This is a genomic window from Aquimarina celericrescens, assembly GCF_042682765.1.
Taxonomy (GTDB): domain Bacteria; phylum Bacteroidota; class Bacteroidia; order Flavobacteriales; family Flavobacteriaceae; genus Aquimarina; species Aquimarina celericrescens.
This window is the reverse complement of the sequence record NZ_JBHUHY010000004.1, coordinates 176,835-200,985: the sequence shown is the minus strand read 5'-3', so window position 1 is coordinate 200,985 and position 24,151 is coordinate 176,835. Positions and strand designations below refer to the sequence as shown.

Sequence of the window (24,151 nt, the reverse complement as noted above, 5' to 3'; positions counted from 1 at the left end):
AGTAAAATGAAAAGTAAGTTTTTATATGGTTTTCTTATACTAGTAGTTTTCATTTCCTGCGGTAAAAAACAAGCCAATGAAGAAAATACTGAACAAAAAAACACCTTGTTTACCAAGTTATCTTCGACAACTACAAATATCGATTTTACCAATCAGGTAGATAACAAAAAGGATTTTAACATTTTTACCTATCGTAATTTTTACAATGGTGGTGGAGTCGCCATAGGAGACATCAATAACGATGGTTTGCCAGATGTATATCTAACCGCAAATCAAAAAGAAAATAAACTCTATCTTAATAAAGGAAATTTTCAGTTTGAAGACATTTCTAATGCTTCAAAAACTACAGGAAAAAATGCATGGTCGACAGGAGTAGTGATGGTTGATATCAATGCAGATGGCTGGTTAGATATTTATGTTTGTAATGCAGGAAATGTAAAAGGAGATGATCAAAAAAATGAATTATTCATTAATAACGGTCCGTCGACAAGCTCAGGAACCATAACATTTACAGAAAAAGCGGCAGAATACAATCTGGCAGATAGCGGATTTACTACCCACGCAGCTTTTTTTGATTATGATCTTGACGGAGATCTAGATGTGTACTTACTTAACAACAGCTTTATTCCGGTAAGCAGTTTAGGGTATGCAAACAAGCGAAATCTTAGAGCCAAAGATTGGGATATTCCGGATATTCTTAAAGGTGGCGGTGATAAATTACTTCGAAATGACAATGGAAAGTTTATAGATGTAAGCGAGTCTGCAGGTATTTATGGCAGTCTAATCGGCTTTGGATTGGGGGTCACCATAGGAGATGTTAATAAAGATCTATTACCAGATATTTATGTGTCCAACGATTTTTATGAAAGAGACTACTTATATATCAATAAGGGAGATGGCACTTTTTCTGAAGAAATCAAGGATTGGATACAACATTTGAGTATTTCTTCGATGGGGGCAGATATGGCTGATATTAATAATGATGGCTATCCCGAAATTTTTGTTACCGATATGCTGCCCGAAGATGATCAAAGACTTAAAGAAACCAGTAATTTTGAAAGCTATGATGTATATAGGCTGAAGAAAAGCCGTGACTTCTATAACCAATATATGCAAAACTCATTACAACTTAATAATCGCGATCATACGTTTTCTGAAATCGCTTTTTATAGCGGTGTGGCAAAAACAGATTGGAGCTGGGGAGCATTATTATTTGATATGGATAATGATGGTTATCGTGATATATTTGTAAGTAATGGGATTTATCATGATCTCACCAACCAGGATTTTATGAATTTTTTTGCCAATGATATCATTCAAAAAATGATACTAACCGGAAAAAAAGAAGAAGTAGATTCTATCATCAGTAAAATGCCTTCTACGCCTATTCCTAATTATGCATTTAAAAATAACGGTGACCTCATATTTTCTAATGCAACAAAAGAATGGGGCTTTGAAGAACCTACATTTTCAAACGGATCGGCATACGGAGATCTGGATAATGACGGAGATCTGGACCTGGTCGTGAATAATTTTAACATGCCAGTTTCTATTTACCAAAACAATAGCGAGAAAGAAGAAAACAACTATATAAAACTACAGCTTAAGGGCACCGATAGAAATACATTTGCTATCGGTAGTATTGTCGAAATATTTTCTGGGGATCAAATCCTAAGGCAAGAGTTGATCCCAACACGAGGTTTTCAATCTTCTATCGAATATGTAATGACCATCGGACTTGGTAAAACACAAAAGATAGATTCTTTACAAGTTATTTTTCCAAATAAAAAAATGATCACTGTAAATGATATAGACCTTAATTCATTACTAGTATTTAATCAAAAAGATGCAACTCGGGATTACATACTAAAACCAGCGGTCGAAAATAAATATTTTGAAGAAATAAAGCATGCTGCAACTGCTCATAAAGAAGATGCCTACGTAGATTTTGATTATGAAGGGTTGCTATACAAAATGCAATCGAGAGAAGGACCCGCTTTGGCGACAGGAGATGTGAATAATGATGGAAACGAAGATGTATTTATCGGTGGGGCATACGGTCAAACAGGAAAACTATATGTGCAAACGCCAAATGGTGATCTAAAGCCCGCAAAATTTGAAACTGAAGAAGCCTTTGAAGATGTAGTGGCTATTTTCGAAGATATCGACGGAGATAAAGATCTGGATCTTATCATTGGCTCTGGTGGAAACTTTAAAAAAGCCAGAACAGGGGTTCGCTACTATGCGAACGACGGATTCGGTAATTTTTCTATAGGAGGTATTATCTTGCCTACCTATACCAATATAGGTGCCATTGCTGCTTCAGATTTTGATGGGGATGGGGATATAGATCTGTTTATAGGAAGTCATGGCATCGTAGGTACGTATGGAGTCACGCCAAAAAGTTATCTTATGGAAAACGACGGAAAAGGAAATTTTAAAGACGTCACCAAACAAAAAGCTATGGGAATAAGTGATGTGGGAATGGTAACAGATGCCACCTGGCAGGATATCGATACAGATGGTAAAAAGGATTTGATTGTCGTAGGAGAATGGATGGCTCCAAAAATTTTCAGGAATACATCTGATGCATTAGTTTCATTTTCTACAAGTCTTGATGATATATCAGGTTGGTTTAATACCGTTGAAGCAAAAGATATCGATGGGGACGGAGATATAGATATGATCCTAGGTAATCGAGGTTTGAATGCTACCTATAGTGCAACTTCCTCAGAGCCTTTAAAGATATATATCAACGATTTTGATAACAATGGTACAGTAGAGCAGATTATCACGCAAACTAGTAATGGAAGAGACGTTCCCATACATTTAAGAAATGAAATTGCAGGGCAAATCAATTCCTTAAAAAAGCAAAATCTAAAATATGCCGAGTATGCCAAAAAATCTATAGAAGAATTATTTTCTGAAGAGACCCTCAAAAATTCCACCGTAAAAACAGCGAATAATTTTGCGAGCTTGATTGTTTATAATAACGGCAAAGGAGATTTTGATATACAAGAACTTCCGCAAGAAGCACAACTTTCTTGTATCAATGACATTGCAACAGAAGATTTTAACAACGATGGTGTCTTAGATCTCATTCTGGCGGGTAATCAACATAATTTCAAACCACAGTTTTCAAGACTAGATGCCGGTAAAGGAAATATTATGATAAGTGACGAGAATGGAAGGTATATTGATCAAAAGTCAACAGGATTTCTGGTTCAGGATGAGGTAATGGCTATGCAGTGGATCACGAATACCTCTGGAGAAAAACATCTTGTTGTAGTGATTAACAATAAGGCTCCTAAGATTTTTAAACTGAAGAAGTAACATTATACTATTTTTTGTGTTAGCTGCAACCAAAAACAACATTAACGCAAAAGAATTAGAAAATTAAGATGACAGAACATATTTTCTTTTACTTAGGACTTTCCCTTTTGACAATGCACGAAATGGATGCAATACGTTGCAAGGAGTGGCGAATATTTCCTGGGTTATCAATGCTGAGTGACAAAGTTGGACATATAGTTTTCGTATTTGCACACGTTCCCCTGTTCTACTTTGTGTTTTGGAAACTGACACACAGCCAGAATATTGAAGCATTTATTTACGGATTTAATGTGTTTATGATAGTGCATTTAGGACTTCATATACTGTTTCTAAAACACAAGAACAATGAATTTAAAGATTGGATTTCTTGGTCTATAATAATTGGTGCAGGACTATGCGGACTGATTGATTTATTAACTTGACAAGGATGACTGACTGAATGAGGTTTGAAATTTATTGAATACGTTTAGAAATTAGTTAAATGCACTTCATACTATGTTTTGAAGCCTCAATTGAGTAAGAATAAAAATAATGATCAAAAATACGAGCATACTCATCTTTGGATTGATCCTTTTGATAGGATGCGAAAAACAAAATCTGCATCAGGGAGAATTATTTGAAAAAATATCCTCAGAAATTACCGGTGTTACGTTTCAGAATCAGTTGATCCCTACCAAAGATTTGAATATCCTTGATTATTTATATTTCTATAACGGGGCAGGAGTTGCTGTAGGGGATATTAATAATGACAACCTGGTGGATGTATTCTTTACGTCTAATCAGGGAAAAAATAAGCTTTATCTCAACCGGGGGAACTTCCGCTTTGAAGATGTTACTCAAAAAGCTGGTGTCTCGGGAAACTCAGATTGGAATACGGGAACCACTATGGCCGATGTAAATGGAGATGGTTTTCTGGATATTTATGTGTGTGCTGTGGCAGGAATTCAAGGTTTACAAGGTACAAACGAGCTCTTTATGAACAATGGAGATGGTACCTTTACAGAAAAAGCTTCTCAATATGGATTAGATTTTCAGAATTATTCTACTGCTGCTAGTTTTTTTGACTATGATAATGATGGAGACTTAGACCTGTATCTTTTAAATCATGCGATCCATACTCAAAATTCCTTTGGTAGCGCTTCTTTACGAAATAATAGAAGTAAAACAAGTGGCGACAAACTACTTCGTAATGATGGTGAGCAATTTACAGATGTAAGTACAGCAGCTGGTATTTTTGGCGGTGGTAACGGATATGGTTTGGGCATTGCAACTGCCGATTTTAATAATGATGGATATACAGACATCTACGTAAGCAACGATTTTCACGAAGACGATTATTATTATATGAATAATAAAGACAGAACATTTACAGAGCAACTAAAAGAGAAATTCGGGCACATAAGTCGTTTTTCTATGGGTAGTGATGTTGCCGATATTAATCATGATGGATATCAGGATATACTCACTTTGGATATGACTCCCGAAGATGAAAAAATATTGAAATCCTCTGCTGGTGATGAAACGGTAGATATGCTCCAGATGCGTATCAATAAGTTGGGTTATCATTACCAATATGCACGCAATATGCTTCACATTAACCAAGGCGGAAAGTATTTTCAGGAAACAGCACTGCTAAGCGGTGTAGCGGCTACAGACTGGAGCTGGAGTACCTTGTTTGCCGATTATAACCAGGATGGGGAACAAGATGTTTTTATCTCAAACGGAATACCAAAAAGACCAAACGATCTGGATTATATCAAATATATTTCTAACAATAAGATTAAAGAGAAACTTTCAAAAACTAAATTAGTAGATCAAGAAGCATTAGATATGATGCCATCGGGAGTGGTTCAAAATTATATATTCGAAGGGCAGGCAGGAATACAATTTACAAATCAATCCAAAAGATGGTTGCCTGGTGATCAAAATGTGTCAACCGGAAGTGCCTATGCAGATTTTGATAATGACGGAGACATAGATATAGTAACGAATACCATAAATGATCACGCTGTATTTTACAGAAATAACACCAATACTACTGCAAATTATCTGAAGCTGAAGTTCAATTTTAAAAAACCCAATACATTTGGGATCGGGACTAAGGTACTATCCTATCACAAAGGAATACAGCAGTATAAACAGTTATATACCACAAAAGGCTTTCAGTCTTCATCAGAGGCGATCATTCATTTTGGATATGGAAACGAAAGCATGGTAGATTCTCTTAAAATTATTTGGCCAGATAATACGATACAGGTAGCAGAAAACATCCAAACGAATCAAACGCTTACTATAAAAGTGTTGCATAAAAGAGAAGCTGTAGATTATAAAAAGTTGTTTCCTGTAGCAAAGGGATGGTTTAAAAAAGTAGATAGTATTCCTGGTTTAGACTATGTGCATAAAGAGAATAAGTATATTGATTTTAACCGGCAAAAGCTCATTCCGTATAAAATATCAGATAAAGGTCCGGCAACAGCTATTGGTGATCTTAATGGTGATGGCAAGGATGATGTTTTCTTCGGAAGTTCAAAAAATGAAACCTCCAAAATCTATATTCAAACTTCAAATGGTTTTGAAGCGCAGAAGATCGATATACTTGAAGCTGATCAACGCAAAGAAGATGTAACTGCAATCATCGAAGACCTAAATCAGGATGGTAAGAATGATCTTTTGGTGGCATCCTCTGGAGGAGAATTTTATGGAAACTCAAAAGAATTGGTTGATCGGTTATATGTAAACTCGAAGTTAGGACTAAGAAAAGGAGAATATCCCGAATTTTTTGAGCACGAATCTGTTATAAAACCGTATGATATCGATCAGGATGGGGATGTAGACTTGTTTGTTGGAGGGTACGCGGTGTCTAATGACTTCGGAAAGATCCCAAATTCATATATTCTGCTTAATGACAAAGGCACCTTCAGTCGAAAAGAGAATAAAGCACTTCAAAAAGTAGGAATGGTTACCGATGCTATTTGGACAGATGTTGACGGGGATAAAGTAAAAGATCTGATTGTAGTGGGAGAATGGATGTCTCCACATTTTTTCAAAAATGATAAAGGAAATCTGGTTGATATAACAGATTCGATGCTACACCATAGGCTCAATGGTTTATGGCAATCTATAGTAGAATTTGATATCGATAATGACGGCGATATGGATTATTTGTTGGGCAACTTTGGGTTGAATACTAAGTTTAAGGCCTCTGCAGAGTTTCCTCTAAAAATGTATTATGGGGATTTTGATAACAACCAAAAAACAGAAACCATTATAGCACTTCCCAAAAACGGAAACTATTATACCGCTTTGGGATTAGATGAATTAGCCAGTCAGTTAAATTTTCTTCGGAAAAAATTCACGAGTTATACTTCCTTTGCCGGCAAAACCGTTGAAGAGATTTTTGGTGTCACAGCCCTAGATCATGCAACTTTATTTGAAGTAGATCAATTGGCTTCGGGATATCTAAAAAATGATAACGGAGTGTTTACGTTTATTCCTTTTAAAGAAGAACTTCAGGTTGCACCCATCACCAAAATGCTGAGATATGATTTTAACAAAGATGGGAATGAAGAAGTGTTTATGGCAGGTAATTATTTTGGGTTGATACCTTATCACGGAAGATTTGATGGTTTTGGTGGTGCAATACTCCAAAAAGAGGGAAAGGTTATTAAAGCCAATGAGCTAAATATTAACCTTACCCAAAAACTAGTAAGAGGACTAAATATTATTAATTTTGACGGTAAGGATTACTTGCTTATTACTATAAACAATAGAAAAGCTGAAATTTATGAATTTGATTGATCGAAAACGTATTCTTTCGTCATCCCGGGCGAAGTCGAGATGTGATAGTAAATACTGTAAGAATACCAAGTTGTATACCTTGAGGCAAGCTAAATGGATAGTAGTTTTCACTGGTCTTGTACTATTTTTCTCTTGTAAAAAAGAAAATGTTAGTATAGAAATTACACCAAATGATTATCATACAGTTGTAGATAAAATTACAGAAGTGATGGTCCATGATATATTCTCCCCCCCAGTGGCGAGTAGAATATATAATTATCCTAATATCGCGGCTTATGAAGTTATTTGTCAAGGCGAAACAGGATATAAGACTTTAGCAGGTCAATTGCATGGTCTTACTCAGGTACCAAAAGTTGATACTACAAAAGCTGTTAATTTTAAAGTAGCTGCTTTGATTGCATACCTAGAAATAGGTAAAGAACTCGTGTTTTCAGAAGATAAGGTCGAAGCGTATAGAGATAGTTTATACAACTCTTGGGCATCTATAAACCAAAATAGCTTCAATGATTCTAAATCGTATGGATTAGCTGTGGCAAAACATATTAAAGAGTGGTTGTCTACCGATAACTATGCACAAACACGCACCATGCCCAAATTTTCAGTAAATACAGATGATCCCGCGCGTTGGCAACCTACTCCGCCAGATTATATGGATGGTATAGAACCGCATTGGAGGGCAATTAGAACATCGATCATAGATTCTGCTTCACAATTCACGCCATCAAAACATCCTGATTTTTCTTTAGAAAAAGATTCCCAATTTTATAAAGAACTAACAGAAACCTATGAGGTAGGAAAGACCATCAAAGAAGAAGGAGAAACTTCAGAAAAATTACAAATAGCACAGTTTTGGGATTGTAATCCTTATGTATCTACGCATAAGGGTCATTTGATGTTTGCTACCAAAAAAATTACACCTGGAGCACATTGGATTGGGATTTGTAAGATTGCCTGCAAAAAAACCGAAGCAGATTTTTATAAAACAGTGTATGCCTATACCAAAACATCGATAGCTATCGCAGATGCATTTATTAGCTGTTGGGACGAGAAATACAGAAGTAATTTAATTAGACCAGAAACCTTAATTAATCAACATATTGATGAAAACTGGGAACCTGTTCTACAAACTCCTCCTTTTCCAGAATACCCCAGTGGGCATTCAGTAGTCTCTGGGGCTGCTTCGACAGTGCTTACCCATATTTTTGGAGATGATTTTGCCTTTAATGATGATACAGAACTACAATATGGACTGCCTATTCGCTCTTTTGTTTCTTTTAATCAGGCGGCAGACGAAGCCGCAATTAGTCGATTGTATGGAGGGATTCACTATAGGGCGGCTATCGATCTAGGTCTAGAACAAGGCCGGGAATTGGGAAAATATGTGGTCAAAAAACTTGAGATGACCAATAATGATTAAACATCTAATGTAATTAGTAGACAAATGAAGAAAATAGCAATTGGTATTTTGATCATACTTCTAGGCTTAATTACCTGGTATTTATTTCTCAAAAAATATGATTATGTGATTACCTTTAAAGCAAATCTAGCCCCATTAGGAGTGTACCATCAGGTAAAAAGAATAGAGTCAAAAATTAATATCGAAATTGCTACAATAGACAATACTTATCTTGAACAGGAAATTATAATAAATGATGAAGCAGTCATTTTGGATTGGCATTTCGAGAGTGTAAAAGATACCATAACTAAGATTAAGGTTGGTATAATTTCTAAAGAACATTCTATTCAAAATAGATTAAAGATAATAACCGGGTCTTCTTCGATTGTTGAGCTTGTAAAAGAGGATTTAGTTGATTACAGAAATGAATTGATTAGGTATACAAATACCTTTAAGGTGATTGTTAATGGAGAAACTGAATTACCACCAATGGAAACATTGTCAGTTTCCTCGAGGGTAAAACGAGATAGTAAAGCTCAAGAAATGATGAGCCAAAATGGCTATTTATATCCCAAACTATTAGATAGCAAAGTTCAAAGAAACGGATATCCTTTTGTGAAAATTAATAATTGGAATCTAGAGACAGACAATATTGAAATGGACTTTGGGTTCCCAGTCACGTATAAAGACTCCTTACCTGTTAACTCGAAGATTGTATATACGAAACGAAATTCTCAAAAAGCCTTAAAAGCAACATATTACGGAAATTATAGAAATAGTGACGAAGCTTGGTTTGTATTATTACAATATGCAGCCTCCAATAATATCTTAGTTAAAAAAGAACCTTTAGAAGTTTTTTATAATGATCCAATGCTGGATGGAAATGAGCTGCAATGGAAAGCAGAAATATTTCTACCGATTGAAAATCGGTAATTAAAGTAATTCTTCATAGATGGAAAACCTATTGTATTTCATGGAATTCTTTATAAAAAATTTAATGAAATCGTACATGTTGCGTATAAAAAATAATACAAACGATTACATTTTTATTTATTAAAGATTAACTTTTCTATTGCATTGATACTTTAGATATTTGTATGTGATCAGCATTTTCATTGAATTATTATTCTTTTTTTAAGGATTTTTATAAGAATTTTATCTCGTGAAGTTGGTCATTTATAAATTTTCAGATATGACCAAAAAATACATCATAGCGTTTGATCAGGGAACCACAAGTACCAGAGCTATTATTTTTAACAGTTTAGGCGATATTTGTGGAATTTCCCAGAAAGAACTTACCCAGCATTATCCAAAATCGGGATGGGTAGAGCATGATCCCAACGAGATTTTTGCACACCAGCAAGAGGTTTTTGATGAAGTGATTAAAAAATCGGGTGTAGCTATAGAAGAGATTGCTAGTATTGGTATCACCAATCAACGGGAAACTACGGTGGTTTGGGATAAAAACACAGGAGAGCCAATATACAATGCCATTGTGTGGTTAGATAAAAGAACCACTAAGATTTGCGAAAATCTTAAGGCTATGGGGTTGAGCGAATATATATCTAAAAATACTGGTTTGGTAATTGATTCGTACTTCTCAGGAACCAAATTAAAGTGGATTTTGGATCACGTAGAAGGTGCGAGAGAAAAAGCTAAAAAAGGAAATTTGCTATTTGGTACGATAGACACATGGCTAATCTGGAAGTTCACTAATGGTGCAAAACATATAACAGATCATTCTAATGCATCCAGAACCATGCTTTATAATATTATTGATCTTGATTGGGATGATAAGTTATTGAACGCTATGAATATTCCTAATTCAGTCCTTCCTGAGGTGCAATATTCTTCTTCAGATTTTGGACATGTGAACTATAGAGGTACACATATCCCAATTTATGGTGTTGCAGGAGATCAACAAGCTTCACTATTTGGACAAGGGGGATATAAATCAGGTATTGCCAAAAATACGTATGGTACAGGTTGTTTTATGCTCCTTAATACAGGAAAAAAACCATATACTTCTAAAAACGGATTATTGACCACCTTGTGTTGTAGTCTGCCAGAGGACACTATTAAATACGCTTTAGAGGGAAGTATTTTTGTTGGTGGAGCTTCGATACAGTGGTTACGGGATAAACTTCAAATTATTCAAGATGCAACCGAAACCGAAGCAATTTGCAAATCTACCAAATCTCTTGATGATTTATATGTAGTTCCTGCTTTTGCCGGTTTGGGTGCTCCTCATTGGGATATGGAAGCCAAGGGAGCTATTTATGGTCTTACCTTAGATTCCGGTAAAAACGAAGTTATAAAAGCTACCGTAGAAGCCTTAGCATATCAAACCAGGGACGTGCTAGAAGCAATGATCGAAGATAGCGGTAAACAAATGAAAGAACTTAAGGTTGACGGGGGAGCTTCAGCCAACGACTACTTGATGCAGTTTCAATCCGATATTCTTAATGTAGCGGTAGACCGTCCTAAAATGCTTGAGGTGACTGCCTTGGGTGCCGCTTTTCTTGCAGGAATAAAATCGGGCATATGGACTAAAAAGGATATTTCAAAAATAAGAGCAATTGATACCGTTTTTACACCAGCAATTACGGAGCACGAGCGTAGTAGAAAGTATCTTGGATGGAAGCAAGCAGTAGAACGCACTAAGACAGTTAACAAAAATATGTTGGCGGTTAAAGAAGAAGGTCCTATTCGTTTTTCTGTTCTGGACCGTAATACACAACTGAGCAGAGCCACAAATGAAAAGTATGATCTCCTAGTTATAGGTGGTGGAGTAACTGGTGCGGGAATCGCTTTAGACGCTTCTTCAAGAGGTTTAAAAGTATGTTTGGTAGAAAAGAACGATTTTGCTTCGGGAACTAGCAATAAGTCAACAAAGCTAATTCATGGGGGATTGAGGTATCTGAAACAAATGGAAATAGGATTGGTCAAGGAGTCAGGAAGTGAACGGGCTACGGTACACAAACTCGCTCCTCATTTAGTGGTGCCAGAAAAAATGTTACTTCCTTTAGTTGAAGGAGGAACTTATGGTAAATTTATGGCTTCTGTGGGATTAAAAGTTTATGATTTCCTCGCCAATGTAGAAGGAGATGATAAAAGAAAAATGTTGAGCGCCCAAGAAACCTTAGATAAAGAACCGTTACTTGCTAAAGAGGGCCTTACTGGGGGTGGATATTATGCAGAGTACAGGACGGATGATGCTAGGTTGACCATAGAATTACTAAAAAAAGCAGCTTCTTTTGGTGCAAATGGTATAAACTATTGCGAAATGGCTTCTTTTAACTACGATCAAGATGGCAAGATTAAAAGTGTTCAATGCATAGATCATAATACCCAAAAAACGTTTACCATTACATCGAGGAATTACGTTTCTGCAGCAGGTCCATGGGTAGATCTATTACGTGAAAAAGATCATTCTATGAATAAGAAGCATTTACATCTTACCAAAGGGGTTCATCTTGTTTTTTCTAGAGAAAGATTTCCATTAACGCAGTCTATTTATTTTGATGTACCCGATGGAAGAATGATTTTTGCGATTCCAAGAGGAAGAGCGACATATGTGGGTACCACAGATACAAACTATAAGGCAAATTTAAACCGGGTGGTTGCAATACAAGAGGATGCTGAATATCTTCTTAAGGCAGTAAATCATATGTTTCCTAGTTTAAATCTTACTGTAGAGGATATTGAATCTAATTGGGCTGGATTACGACCTTTAATTCATGAGGATGGAAAAGATCCTTCTGAATTATCCAGAAAAGATGAAATTTTTATTTCAAAAACAGGATTGATCTCTATTGCAGGAGGAAAGCTTACAGGGTATCGAAAAATGGCACAACGAGTTGTTGATACCGTACTGAAAACGATGCCAAGTAAGAAAAGAGATAGTATTTCTAAATCACATACAAAACAAATCCAATTAACAAGTGACCCGCTTCAAGATGTTAAAGAGGTTACATTTTATATGGATCAAATCACCCAACAACTTAAAGATTTAAAAATTAAGGATCCATATTATGGTTGGTATCTGGTGTCTACCTACGGAAAACAAACAGATTATATCATCAATAAAGTAGATTATTTTTTAAATGATGCCATCGAAGAGAGGTTAATAAGAGCAGAGTTATGGTATAGTGTACATCATGAAATGACGAATGGTTTAGCAGATTTCTTTGTGAGAAGAACAGGACGACTCTACTTTGATATTAGTAGTGTGCATAAGTACAGGTCTATTGTAGAAGAAGACCTTATTAAATACTTGAATTGGGATGAAACCCGCTTAACATCTGAAAATCAATATCTCGATTTGTTGTTGCAAGATGCGGCAACCTATTATAAAAAAGAATTTTATTAAAAATTAAATCACGAGAAGCTAAAACCTGCCAATGACCCCAATTCGTCCAGCACCCAGGCTAAGGTTCCAGTTGATTTTATTCTTTTTAAGGCCATATACATATCGCTCTTTTTTTTCTAGATATCTTTCTATACCATCTACTATAACTATACTTAAGGCAGTACTCAAAACGACATCGGTAAGCCAGTGTGCTTCTTCCCAAAGACGAGATATAGGAGAGAGCATACCGAGAGCATAAATACCTCCTTTTATAAACGGATTTTTAAATTGTTTACCAATTGCATAGGCAGTGGTAATCGAAAGAATTGCATGACCAGAGGGAAAAGAATGAAAACCTGCATCACCACCTGAGTAAAACTTGAAATGAAGATTACCTTTACCAGTAAGTGGTCTAGCTCGTCCAACCAACGTCTTGCTTACCGTTTGAAGAAGCCCTCCTGCAGTCGCAGATGCAATAAGAAGCACTCCCGTCTTTCTTATCTTTTTATTCTTAGTGATTAAGCCTAATGCATATACACTTGTAGTAAGACCATAGTTAAAGAGTGGTTTTCCAAATCTAAAGCTAGCTTCTCTAACAAATTCTGGTATATCCTCCGCTTGTTCTGCAAAATATTCATTTGCAGGATCATCAGCAGCTAGAAGAATAGTAGTTCCTGCCATAATACCACCAAAAGTTAACCAATCCTTACCTTTCCATCTAAAAGGTTGGGTATAAGCATTTTTTACACTACCATATATAGACAAACCATCATATTTGATAGCCTGCCAGGCAGTCATTTTTTCTTGAGTATTTGCTGTGTTTAACGAGTCCTGTGTGTCTTGAGAATCTAAAACTTCCTTAGAATCCTGAGAATGTATTTTGTTTGTAATAAGTATTAACAAGATACAGATAAGTAGGTTTTTATGATAAGTCATAGTAAAAAATTGCTGAGCAAAAATAGTAACTTATTGGTAATTACCATCGCATCTAATTATGTTTATATGAAAAAACCCGAACGATTTTGTTCGGGTTTTTGAGGTGGTGCCTCCAGGAATCGAACCAGGGACACAAGGATTTTCAGTCCTTTGCTCTACCAACTGAGCTAAGGCACCTCGCTGTAAGCGGATGCAAATATAGAACGCTTTTTTTAATAGTCAAAAGAAAAAATTGAAAAAATGGTTTTGTACTTTTGCCGTTTACCTTACAAAGCATGAATCTTGTTATAGACATAGGAAACACATACATTAAGATAGGAGTTTTTAATGAATCACAAATTGTTTATAAGGATGTAATAGAACAAGTTGATTTTAAAGAGACTATAAGTACCCTCAAAAGAAATTATCCTTTGATTACAGATGCGATAATTTCTTCAGTTTCTAATGTACGGGAAGAACTTACAGAGCACATAAACGTTTTTTTTAAGACTTTAGTTTTAGATCATTTAATAGAAATGCCATTCGAGAATTTATACAGAACCCCGAAGACACTTGGTCTAGATAGATTAGCACTTGTAGCAGCAGCTGTTGATCAGTTCCCAGGAAAAAATGTTCTGATTATAGATGCAGGAACATGTATAACATATGATTTTAAGAATAACAAAGAACAATATTTTGGTGGATCTATTTCTCCCGGTATAAAATTAAGATATACTAGCCTACATACATTTACTGCAAAACTACCGTTGTTAGAATTAAAAGAACCAAGAAGTGTCATAGGGGATAGTACAGAAGAAGCAATACATTCTGGAGTTATACACGGAGTTTTAAATGAAATCAAAGGATTAATTGAAGAATATTGCAACATTTATCCTGATTTAACAGTTATTTTAACCGGAGGGGATGCACATTTTTTGTCTAAAAGATTAAAAAATGGCATATTTGCCACTTCCAATTTTTTATTGGAGGGATTAAACTACATTTTAGCTTTTAATAATAGTAGATGATAAAGAAGATTTTAGTAGTCGTGTTGATGCTTGTTGCCGTAATGTCAAATGCTCAAGAAGGAACTTCATCGCCGTATTCTTTTTACGGAATAGGAATTCAGAAGTTTAAAGGTACAGTAGAAAATAGATCGATGGGGGGATTGAGTATTTATGCGGATAGCATACATTTAAATCTTCAAAATCCAGCATCTTTTGGTGAACTTCGGCTAACTACATATGCAGTTGGTGCTACATACAATAATTTTAAAATTAGCAATCAAACAGAATCTTCATCGGGAGATAACGCAACTTTAGATTATTTGGCCATTGGTATCCCTGCTGGTAAATTTGGATTTGGATTCGGAGTAATTCCTCTTACCTCTGTAGGATATCAATTAGATAATATTGATGATAATGGTGTAGAAGAGCTATTTACAGGCACTGGAGGGTTGAACAAAGTGTTTTTGGCAGCAGGACTTAAAGTTAATGATAATCTAAGTGTAGGTTTGGATTTTAATTATAACTTTGGTAATATAGAGGAGAAATCTATTTTAAGCAGACCAGACGTGCAATTTGATACAAGAGAGATAACTAGTGCGAATTTATCATCATTTAGTTTATCCCTGGGACTAATGTACAAGACAATGGTGTCAGAGAAACTAGAGTTGTCTGCTTCTGTGGTTTCAACACCATCATTTTCGTTGACATTTGATGGTTCTAGAGAGCTGTCTTCAATCTTGCTAGGGAATAATGGTCAAGAGGTAGTTATCGATAGACAAGAAACAGAACTTGAAGAAAGCGAGATTGATATTCCAGCAGAGTTAAAAGTAGGTACTGGAATTGGTAATCCTAAAAATTGGTTTGTAGGGGCAGAATATACCTATTCAGATTCTGGAGATTATACCGAAGCTTTGTTCATAAGAGAAAATGTTGAGTATAGTAACGCTTCAAAATTTAAAGTAGGAGGGTTCTATATTCCTAAATATAATTCATTAACCAACTATTTTAGTAGGGTTACATATAGAGCGGGATTTCGTTATGAAGAAACAGGATTAAATATCAATAACGAATCTATAGACGAGTTTGGCATATCTTTTGGAGTAGGATTACCAGTTGGTAGATTATTCTCTAATACAAATATAGGTTTTGAATATGGCCAACGAGGTACCAAAGACTTTGGACTAGTAAGGGAAGACTTTTTTAATGTCTCTATAAGTTTATCTTTAAACGATAAATGGTTTAGAAAAATAAAATTTAATTAACACAATTTTACAGCTATGAATACCAAACATTTATTTACAATAGCAGCAGGGTTAGTTTTAGGCGCTACTAGCGTTAGTGCTCAGGCTACAGATTGTGCTACTACAGCATCAATTGCTTATGAGCATGCTAAAGTAAAAAATTATCAAGCAGCAGAAGAGCCGCTATGGAAAGTAAGGAAAGAGTGTCCAACATATAGTGTTGCAACGTATCAATTCGGGGAGAAGTTGCTAAAGGATAAAATGAAAAAAGCTGCTGATGGACAAAAAACAGCTATTGCCAAAGAACTTATTGCTCTTGAAAAAGAACGTTTTCAGTATTTTCCAGGAAAAACTAAGATAGGGGATCTGCACTCTGATATAGGTCAGCTAATGTTTGACAATAAAATTGGAACAAACTATGAGCAATTTATCGAATTCCATAAAGCTTATACTGAAGACAAGGATAATTTTACCGGAGCAAAGAAATTATATACCTACTTTTCTCTATTTGTAGATTTACATGATGAAGGTAAAAGAGAGCTTCAGGAAGTTTTTGATCTTTATGATGATATCACCGAAAAAATTGAGGATGAAGAAAGTAAAAGAGCAGAAATTATCTCGACATTAACAGAAAAAGAAGAATCGGGTACTGCGTTGACTTCAAAAGAAAAGAGAAAACTCAAAAACGCAGGGATCAATCTTGCAGCTTTTAGTAAAGTAAAAGCAGGGATTAATCAAAAATTAGGAGCAAGAGCTGATTGTACCAATTTAATCCCTTTATATAATGGTCAGTTTGATGCTAAAAAAGGTGATATCAAGTGGGTAAAAAGTGCGTCAAGAAGAATGTATGCAAAAGAATGTACCGATGATCCATTATTCTTTAAACTGGTAGAATCTCAACACAAGCTAGAGCCTTCAGCAAAGACAGCTTATTATTTGGGAATACTTGCCCTGAAGGATAAGAAAACATCGGTAGCGTTGAAGTACTTTAATCAATCTGCAGACATGGAAGAGAAGGCAAGTGATAAAGCAAAGGTATATTTCAGAATAGGAGAAGTTTTGAAAAAACAAGGTAGCAAAGCAAGTGCAAGAGGGTATTACCGAAAAGCCTTAAAATATAAACCGTCTATGGGTACAGCATACCTTAGAATTGCAAGTATGATTGCAAGTAGTGCTAATCAATGTGGTACAGACGTATTTAGTAAAAGAGCCGTTTACTGGTTAGCAGAAAATTATGCGAGAAGAGCAGGAAAGGTTGATCCAAGTTTAAAATCTACTGCTAATCAAACAGCAGCTAACTATAAAGCAAAGGCGCCTTCAAAAACCGATATCTTTAATAATCCGGGAGTAACTTCGGTAGCTATAGGATGTTGGATTGGTGAAACTGTTAGAGTGCCCAAGCTGTAATGCAAAATAAAAATTATCATATATTCATCAACTTTGTCACAGCTTTGGCTGTGACATTGTTTTTTTCATGCCAGTCGAATACAACAAGCGACCAAAACTATGTTATTTCTGAGGATGCGCCCATAGGCGAGGCATTCGATGTAAATCTAAAATACACAGATTCTGGAAGGCTTACGGCCGTGCTTAAAGCAAAAAGAATACTGGATTATACTCATAGATCATTTGGTTATCACGAATTTCCTGAAGGGATTATTTTAGATGTCATAGATGAAGAAGGAAAAGTGAGTAAAATAACTTCTGATTATGCGATCTCCTATCAACAAACTGCCTTAATTGATATGATTGGAAATGTTGATATCAAAACTGCAGATAGTACGCATTTGCAAGCAGATCAATTATATTGGGACCAAAATATTAATTGGGTTTTTACAGATCGACCTTACAAGAGTTACTTGCCAGGTGGAGATATTAATGAAGGTGATGGTTTTGATGCTAATCAGGATTTTACTATCTTGAATTCAAGAATTAACGATGGGGTTATACTTATCAAAGAGTAATTAAAGACTATGATGAAAGTGTTTAAGTTTTTTGAATATGCGTATTTGGCAATCATGTGTTTTTTTTTGTACCAGGCATATGAAGAATGGGGATTAGAGGGAGGAAAAGGGTACCTTTATCTTTTTTTTGCAGCGATTGCTCTTTTTATGTTCTTCTTTAAAAGAAATTTCAGAAAACGATTTGAAGTAAATAACAAAGACTAATTCATGGAATTAAGCATTATTGTTATTGTATTTTCCCTTCTTCTTTCTGCTTTCTTTTCAGGAATGGAAATTGCCTATGTTTCTTCAAATAAGATTCATATTGAAATAGAAAAGAAACAAGGAGGTTTTATCTCCAATATTCTAACGCGTTTAACAAAAAAGCCTTCAAAATTTATCGCTACGATGTTGGTAGGTAATAATATCGCTTTGGTGGTATATGGTTTTTATATGGGTGAACTATTGATGAACGTGTTTGCGTCCTTTCTCCCATCAAATTTTTGGATACTTGATTATTTTTTAACAAATTTAAAGCTTTTAACCCAGACAATAATTACAACGGTAATAATTTTAATTACAGCCGAGTTTCTGCCCAAAGTATTTTTTCAGATCTATTCAAACACATTATTGAAAGCATTTTCATTTCCTGCATACGTATTCTATCTCATATTTTCGCCTATTTCTTCCTTTGTAATATGGGTTTCAGATGTTGTTCTAAAAAGATTTTTTAAAACCGATGGAGACCAGGTTCAACTTGCTTTTAGCAAGACAGAATTAGGCGACTACATCAATGAACAAATGGAAACTGTAGAAGAACATGATGAAATAGATAGTGAAATTCAAATTTTTCAGAATGCATTGGACTTTTCAGATGTTAAGTCTAGAGAGGTTATGATCCCAAGAACCGAGATTGTAGCTGTAGAAAAATCTCAGTCGATAGATGAAGTGAGCAAGTTGTTTATAGACACAGGCTTGTCAAAAATAATAGTATATAATGGTACCGTAGACGACATTATTGGGTATATTCACTCCTTTGAACTCTTTAAAAAACCAAAATCTTTACGCTCGATATTACTCCCTGTGGTTTTTGTTCCAGAGACTATGTTTGTCAAAGATGTACTTAATCTATTAACGAAGAAGCATAAGAGTATGGCTGTGGTTATAGATGAGTATGGTGGTACCAGTGGAATTATTACTGTAGAGGATATTGTAGAAGAGCTTTTTGGAGAGATAGAAGACGAGCATGACTCTGTCGAGCTTATCGAAAAACAACTTAGTGGCAATAAGTACCTCTTTTCTGCAAGAATTGAGGTGGATTACATCAATGAAACATACAAGTTGAACCTTCCGGAAGGTGAAAATTATGAAACGTTGGGAGGGATGATTGTTAACCATACTGAAGAAATTCCACAACAAGAAGAAGAGGTTGTGATTGATAATTTCAAAATAAAAATTATAGAAACTTCAAATACCAAAATAGAGATCGTAGAACTCGAAGTAAAGATAGATGAATAGCCCATTTTCTAATTCCTTTTCCGGGTCAGTATTCAAAAATTAGTTGATCAAAATTACCTCCAATACCGCTTTTAATTTTACATAAAAATATGAAGATTTATTTCTTTACTCTTTAATTGGTATTATTACAATAAAATGGTATTTTCGCCCACTATATTTCGAATAAATTTTAATACATCATGGCAGTTTTAAATAAAATCAGACAACGTTCCATTTTTCTAATCGTGATCATCGCACTTGCGCTATTCTCTTTTGTACTTGCAGATCTGATTCGTAATGGAGGAGCGATTTCTCAAAGAGCAGAAAATACTATTGCTACCATAAATGGAAAAGACATTGATAGAACTGAATTTGCCAAAAAAGTGGAAACTGCTTCTAGAAGTTTCGGTGCCGGAGGATCTAGCATTCAAGCAATGAATTATGTGTGGAACCAAGAAGTGCGTCAGGCAGTATTCGAAGAACAGTTTGAAGAGCTGGGTATAAAAGTAGGAGAAGACCAGGTCAACCAATTGTTAGAAGAATCTTTGGCAAATAATCCTACTTTTCAAAATGAAGCAGGTGTTTTTGATAAAGCTAAAATGCAAGAGTATGTTGCCAACATAAAAGCTACTTCGCCTCAAGCATATCAGCAGTGGTTAGAGTACGAAGAAAATATGAGTAAAAGTGCTAAAGAAGAGATTTACTTAAATTTGATTAAAGCTGGTGTTGGTTCTACATTAAAAGAAGGTGAGTTAGCTTATAAAATGGAAAATGATAATGTCAATATTAAGTATGTTCAGCTTCCGTTTTCTAGTATTCAGGATACCGAAGTAACGGTGACCGATGAAGAAATTAAATCGTATATAGATAAGCATGCCGAACAATATAAATCAGATGCATCAAGAAACATTCGTTATGTTTTGTTCAAGGAAGAACCGAGTATTGAAGATGAAAAAGAAGTAACCTCGAAAGTTGCTGCTTTATTGGATGATAAAGTAGAGTTCGTTGATGCTACTAAAACTAATGATTCTGTAAAAGGATTCAGAAATACAGAAAATGCAGAAGAATTTGTGAATCAAAATTCTTCTTTGAAATTTGATGATCGTTTTAAATTTAAGAATGATTTACCTACAACAGTTGCTGATACTCTATATAATCTTGGGATTGGAGAAGTATTTGGTCCTTACAAAGATGGAGAGTATATCAAAATATCAAGGGTTATTGCTCAAAAGCAAATGCCAGATTCTGCAAAAGCAAGTCACATTTTGATTGCATGGGAAGGTCTTCGTACTGCAGGTGATATAAAAAGAACTAAAGAAGAAGCGAAAAGCTTGGCTGATAGCATTGTTAATGTAATAAAATCTGATAAAAGTAAATTTTCTTCTATCGCTGCAGAGTTCTCAGCAGATAGTTCTAACAAAGATAAAGGAGGGGATTTAGGATATTTTGTTCCAGGAGCTATGGTGCCAGCTTTTAACGACTATGTTTTTGATAATGAAGTTGAAGATATAGGAATTGTTGAAACGCAATTTGGATATCATATTATTCGTATTGAAGATCAAAAAAATGAGCAAAAAGCAATAAAGATAGCTACTGTAGCACAAAAGATTGAACCAAGCGAAAGAACTATTAATACCATCTTTACAGAGACTACAAAATTTCAAATGACTGCAAAAGATAAAGACTTTGAAGAAGTTTCCAAAGAAAATAATTTGGCTGTGCGTCCTGTGAATAAGATCAAAGAATTGGATGAAAATATTCCAGGAATAGGAAGTCAAAGAGCTATTGTGCAGTGGGCTTTTAATGAAGAAACAGAAGTTGGAGCCATAAAAAGATTTGATATTGCAGAGGGGTATGCTGTGGTTCAATTAACAGGTAAATCGGCCAAGGGTACTATGGCTGTATCTGATGCCAGTCCTACAGTAAAACCAATTCTAATAAAAGAAAAGAAAGTAGAAATGCTCAAGAATAAGATTTCTGGTAATACTCTAGAAGAGATTGCCGCAAATACTGGTCAAACTGTAAAGACGGCTTCAGCATTAAATATGAAAACACCAACGATTAGTGGAGCAGGTACAGAACCAAAAGTGGTCGGGGCTGCTTTTGCAATGGAGACAGGTAATGTTTCAGAGCCTATTTTCGGTAATAATGGAGTTTATGTGGTAGAAGTTACCAAGAATACGCCTGCTAGTGGATTAGAAACTTATTTAAGCTATGCCGCTCAAGCATCAAAAACCCAAGCTGGATTAGTTAATTCTAAAGTATTTGAGGCACTTAAAGAAGCTGCAGAGATAGAAGATAAAAGAGCAAAATTCTACTAGGAAATAGAGTAGGATTATATAAAGAGAACAAAAAAACCTGAAGAACTCTTCAGGTTTTTTTTGTTTTTCTGATTGTAGTAAATTTTACTTCTGACGGCTCACCTTTTGCTCCCATTCCCAGGCAGAGCTTAGCGAATCATCCAGGCTGCTTAAAGCTTTCCATCCTAATTCTTTATTTGCCTTTGTGGTATCTGCATAAGCCGCGATAACGTCCCCTTCTCTTCTGCCAACAATCTTATAATTCAATTTTTGTTTAGAAACTTTCTCGAAGGATCGTATGACTTCAAGAACCGTACTTCCTTTCCCTGTTCCAACATTAAACACCTCATAATTTGAAGTGTTTTTATGTTGTAATAGTCTTTGTAAGGCGACTACATGCGCTTTTGCTAAGTCGACAACATGAATATAATCTCTAATACAAGTTCCATCTGATGTTGGATAATCATCCCCGAATACAGAAAGTTCTTCTCTAAGCCCTATCGCTGTCTGAGTGATAAATGGAACCAGATTTTGAGGAACCCCTATGGGTAATTCGCCAATTTCTGCAGTAGGGTGTGCCCCTATCGGATTAAAATATCGAAGAGAAATTGCTTTTAGATTTGGAGTCACTTTACAAGTGTCTTTTATAATTTCTTCACCAATTTGTTTTGTATTACCGTAAGGAGATTCTGCTACTTTCACAGGAGCATTTTCGGTGATTGGTAATTCATCAGCCTGTCCGTATACCGTGCAGGAAGAACTAAAAATGAAGTTGGAAGATGATTTTTCTTTCAACTGCTGTAGTATGTACACTAGGGTCGATATATTATTTTCGTAGTACAAAAGAGGTTTCTCAACACTTTCTCCCACTGCTTTCGACGCTGCAAAATGTATAACACCTTCAATATCATCATGTCGTTTAAAAAAGTCCTGAACCTTATTTTTTTCTCTTAAATCGAATTGTTCAAATGCAGGTTTGTTTCCAGATACTTTTGTAATGCCGTCTAGAACCTTTACAGAAGAATTTGAGCAGTTATCAATTATAATAACTTCAAACCCTTCATTTTGTAATTCTACAACTGTATGAGAGCCTATAAATCCTAATCCTCCCGTAACTAAGATTTTCATATAAATCGTGATTTAGCATTGTTAGAGAAGCGAAGGAACAATAATTAAAGGATTTTAGCAACTTCTTGATTTACAAATTCTAAAAATCGCTCATCCTTTTCTGTGAATGGGTCTGTGGTATCAGAGTCGATATCGATCTGGCCAATATTTTCTCCATCTTTAAATAAAGGAATTACTATTTCAGATTTCACACTAACGCTACACGCAATATAATTATCCTGTGCTTGTACATCTGGAACGACAAAATTCTCATTTGAAACTGCTACCTGCCCGCAAATCCCTTTTCCAAACGGAATTATTTTATGATCGGTATCTAATCCTGCAAATGTGCGAAGTTTTAATTCTTCTTTATCTCCATTTCTGAAATAAAAACCTACCCAATCGTAATACGATATTTTGTCCTTAAGAAGTTGACAAACCATCTGAAGTCTTTCTGTTGTTGACTGTTGATTGTTTTTTAGGATAGATATTATTTCAGGTTTCAAATTTTCTAATTGCATTCCAATAATTTTCCTTCAAAAATATTTAAAAAAATTATAAAACAGGGATGTTTAGAATGGTATTGTTTTGTTAAAAAAAAACTAAGAATCAAGGAAAACATATGTAGTAATTGTTTTATATATGAAGTAAATTTGTTTTTTTGATCAAAGATGAGTAAACTTAATTTTTAACAAGATTTATTTGATGAAAGATTTTAAGATAATGAGAACGTTTTGTAGGATACTAGTTTTGGCAATTGTAATAGCAACGATATCTTGTCATAAAGATAAAAAACCTGAAACATTAACTGGCGAAGCTGTAGATCTAAATCATACCGATTCACGATCAGAAGTCGAATTTTCTGACAAAAGTATCCAAGAAATTTATAATATATATCTTGATATGAAGGCTGGCCTAGTTAATTCAGATGCAGAGGTTGTGAGAAGTTTATCTGAAAAAATGGAGAATATACTAAAGGATTCAGAAGAGAATAAGCAACTAAAAGCTACTTTGAAACTAATTTCTTTGACTAAAGACATCAAAAAGCAGAGAGATTTTTTTGTTACCATTACAGATGAAGTTGGTAAAGCGATTAGTATGGCACAAATTACATCGGGAGAGATTTATAAACAATACTGTCCGATGGCTTTTGATGGATCAGGTGGATATTGGTTGTCTGATTCTGAAGAGATTAGAAATCCATATTTTGGTAAAAAAATGCTAAAGTGTGGAAGTGTAAAAGAAACGATTAAATAAAATATT

The 24,151-nt window shown here is 35.0% G+C and carries 17 protein-coding genes and 1 tRNA gene; 14 read left to right on the top strand and 4 right to left on the bottom strand.

The window, feature by feature from the left end; all coding sequences use genetic code 11:
- The first annotated feature begins 6 nt into the window (after positions 1-6).
- From ACFSJT_RS07945 to glpK, 6 genes are all read left to right on the top strand, one after another.
- Positions 7-3,333 carry a VCBS repeat-containing protein gene (locus tag ACFSJT_RS07945; RefSeq protein WP_378319714.1) on the top strand — a complete coding sequence of 1,109 codons (3,327 nt, stop codon included), beginning with the start codon at positions 7-9 and terminating at the stop codon, positions 3,331-3,333.
- 68 nt (positions 3,334-3,401) lie between these two features.
- Complete coding sequence (locus tag ACFSJT_RS07940; protein WP_378319712.1) at positions 3,402-3,755, top strand: DUF6713 family protein; 354 nt, start codon at positions 3,402-3,404, stop codon at positions 3,753-3,755.
- Between the two features lie 109 nt (positions 3,756-3,864).
- Complete coding sequence (locus ACFSJT_RS07935; RefSeq protein WP_378319711.1) at positions 3,865-7,131, top strand: VCBS repeat-containing protein; 3,267 nt, start codon at positions 3,865-3,867, stop codon at positions 7,129-7,131.
- Positions 7,118-8,548 carry a vanadium-dependent haloperoxidase gene (locus ACFSJT_RS07930; RefSeq protein WP_378319709.1) on the top strand — a complete coding sequence of 477 codons (1,431 nt, stop codon included), beginning with the start codon at positions 7,118-7,120 and terminating at the stop codon, positions 8,546-8,548. Before ACFSJT_RS07935 ends, ACFSJT_RS07930 begins: the two co-directional genes overlap by 14 nt.
- Positions 8,549-8,572: 24 nt before the next feature.
- Positions 8,573-9,460 carry a GyrI-like domain-containing protein gene (locus ACFSJT_RS07925; RefSeq protein ID WP_378319708.1) on the top strand — a complete coding sequence of 296 codons (888 nt, stop codon included), beginning with the start codon at positions 8,573-8,575 and terminating at the stop codon, positions 9,458-9,460.
- A gap of 259 nt (positions 9,461-9,719) precedes the next feature.
- Entirely contained in the window at positions 9,720-12,899 is a 3,180-nt protein-coding gene (gene glpK, locus ACFSJT_RS07920) for a glycerol kinase GlpK (protein ID WP_378319707.1), read from the top strand.
- A gap of 18 nt (positions 12,900-12,917) precedes the next feature.
- On the opposite strand, the gene ACFSJT_RS07915 is transcribed toward glpK, so the two are convergent.
- Positions 12,918-13,814 (bottom strand): phosphatase PAP2 family protein, encoded by an 897-nt coding sequence (locus tag ACFSJT_RS07915; RefSeq protein WP_378319706.1) that lies wholly within the window; start codon positions 13,812-13,814, stop codon positions 12,918-12,920.
- A 104-nt stretch (positions 13,815-13,918) separates the two neighbouring features.
- Positions 13,919-13,991, bottom strand: a tRNA-Phe gene (locus ACFSJT_RS07910).
- A gap of 98 nt (positions 13,992-14,089) precedes the next feature.
- On the opposite strand from ACFSJT_RS07910, the gene ACFSJT_RS07905 reads away from it, so the two are divergent.
- The 7 genes from ACFSJT_RS07905 to ACFSJT_RS07875 all read left to right on the top strand — a co-directional run bounded on the left by ACFSJT_RS07905 (position 14,090) and on the right by ACFSJT_RS07875 (position 21,802).
- Positions 14,090-14,821, top strand: coding sequence for a type III pantothenate kinase (locus ACFSJT_RS07905; protein ID WP_378319705.1), 732 nt, complete (start codon positions 14,090-14,092; stop codon positions 14,819-14,821).
- Entirely contained in the window at positions 14,818-16,062 is a 1,245-nt protein-coding gene (locus ACFSJT_RS07900) for a hypothetical protein (RefSeq protein ID WP_378319704.1), read from the top strand. Before ACFSJT_RS07905 ends, ACFSJT_RS07900 begins: the two co-directional genes overlap by 4 nt.
- Positions 16,063-16,077: 15 nt before the next feature.
- Positions 16,078-17,448 carry a tetratricopeptide repeat protein gene (locus ACFSJT_RS07895; RefSeq protein ID WP_378319703.1) on the top strand — a complete coding sequence of 457 codons (1,371 nt, stop codon included), beginning with the start codon at positions 16,078-16,080 and terminating at the stop codon, positions 17,446-17,448.
- On the top strand, positions 17,448-18,005 hold the full coding sequence (gene lptC / locus ACFSJT_RS07890; RefSeq protein ID WP_378319702.1) for an LPS export ABC transporter periplasmic protein LptC: 558 nt from the start codon (positions 17,448-17,450) through the stop codon (positions 18,003-18,005). Before ACFSJT_RS07895 ends, lptC begins: the two co-directional genes overlap by 1 nt.
- Positions 18,006-18,014: 9 nt before the next feature.
- Positions 18,015-18,209, top strand: a complete 195-nt coding sequence (locus ACFSJT_RS07885; protein ID WP_378319701.1) for a hypothetical protein — start codon at positions 18,015-18,017, stop codon at positions 18,207-18,209.
- Positions 18,210-18,212: 3 nt separating this feature from the next.
- Positions 18,213-19,502, top strand: a complete 1,290-nt coding sequence (locus ACFSJT_RS07880) for a hemolysin family protein (protein WP_378319700.1) — start codon at positions 18,213-18,215, stop codon at positions 19,500-19,502.
- 179 nt (positions 19,503-19,681) lie between these two features.
- A complete protein-coding gene (locus ACFSJT_RS07875) occupies positions 19,682-21,802 on the top strand; it encodes a peptidylprolyl isomerase (RefSeq protein WP_378319699.1) in 2,121 nt (706 codons plus the stop codon).
- An 84-nt stretch (positions 21,803-21,886) separates the two neighbouring features.
- Here ACFSJT_RS07875 and galE read toward each other — a convergent pair whose 3' ends face one another.
- Positions 21,887-22,909, bottom strand: coding sequence for a UDP-glucose 4-epimerase GalE (gene galE, locus ACFSJT_RS07870; protein ID WP_378319698.1), 1,023 nt, complete (start codon positions 22,907-22,909; stop codon positions 21,887-21,889).
- Positions 22,910-22,953: 44 nt separating this feature from the next.
- Complete coding sequence (locus ACFSJT_RS07865; protein ID WP_378319696.1) at positions 22,954-23,409, bottom strand: GAF domain-containing protein; 456 nt, start codon at positions 23,407-23,409, stop codon at positions 22,954-22,956.
- 202 nt (positions 23,410-23,611) lie between these two features.
- On the opposite strand from ACFSJT_RS07865, the gene ACFSJT_RS07860 reads away from it, so the two are divergent.
- Entirely contained in the window at positions 23,612-24,145 is a 534-nt protein-coding gene (locus tag ACFSJT_RS07860; protein ID WP_378319695.1) for a DUF3347 domain-containing protein, read from the top strand.
- Positions 24,146-24,151 lie beyond the last annotated feature (6 nt).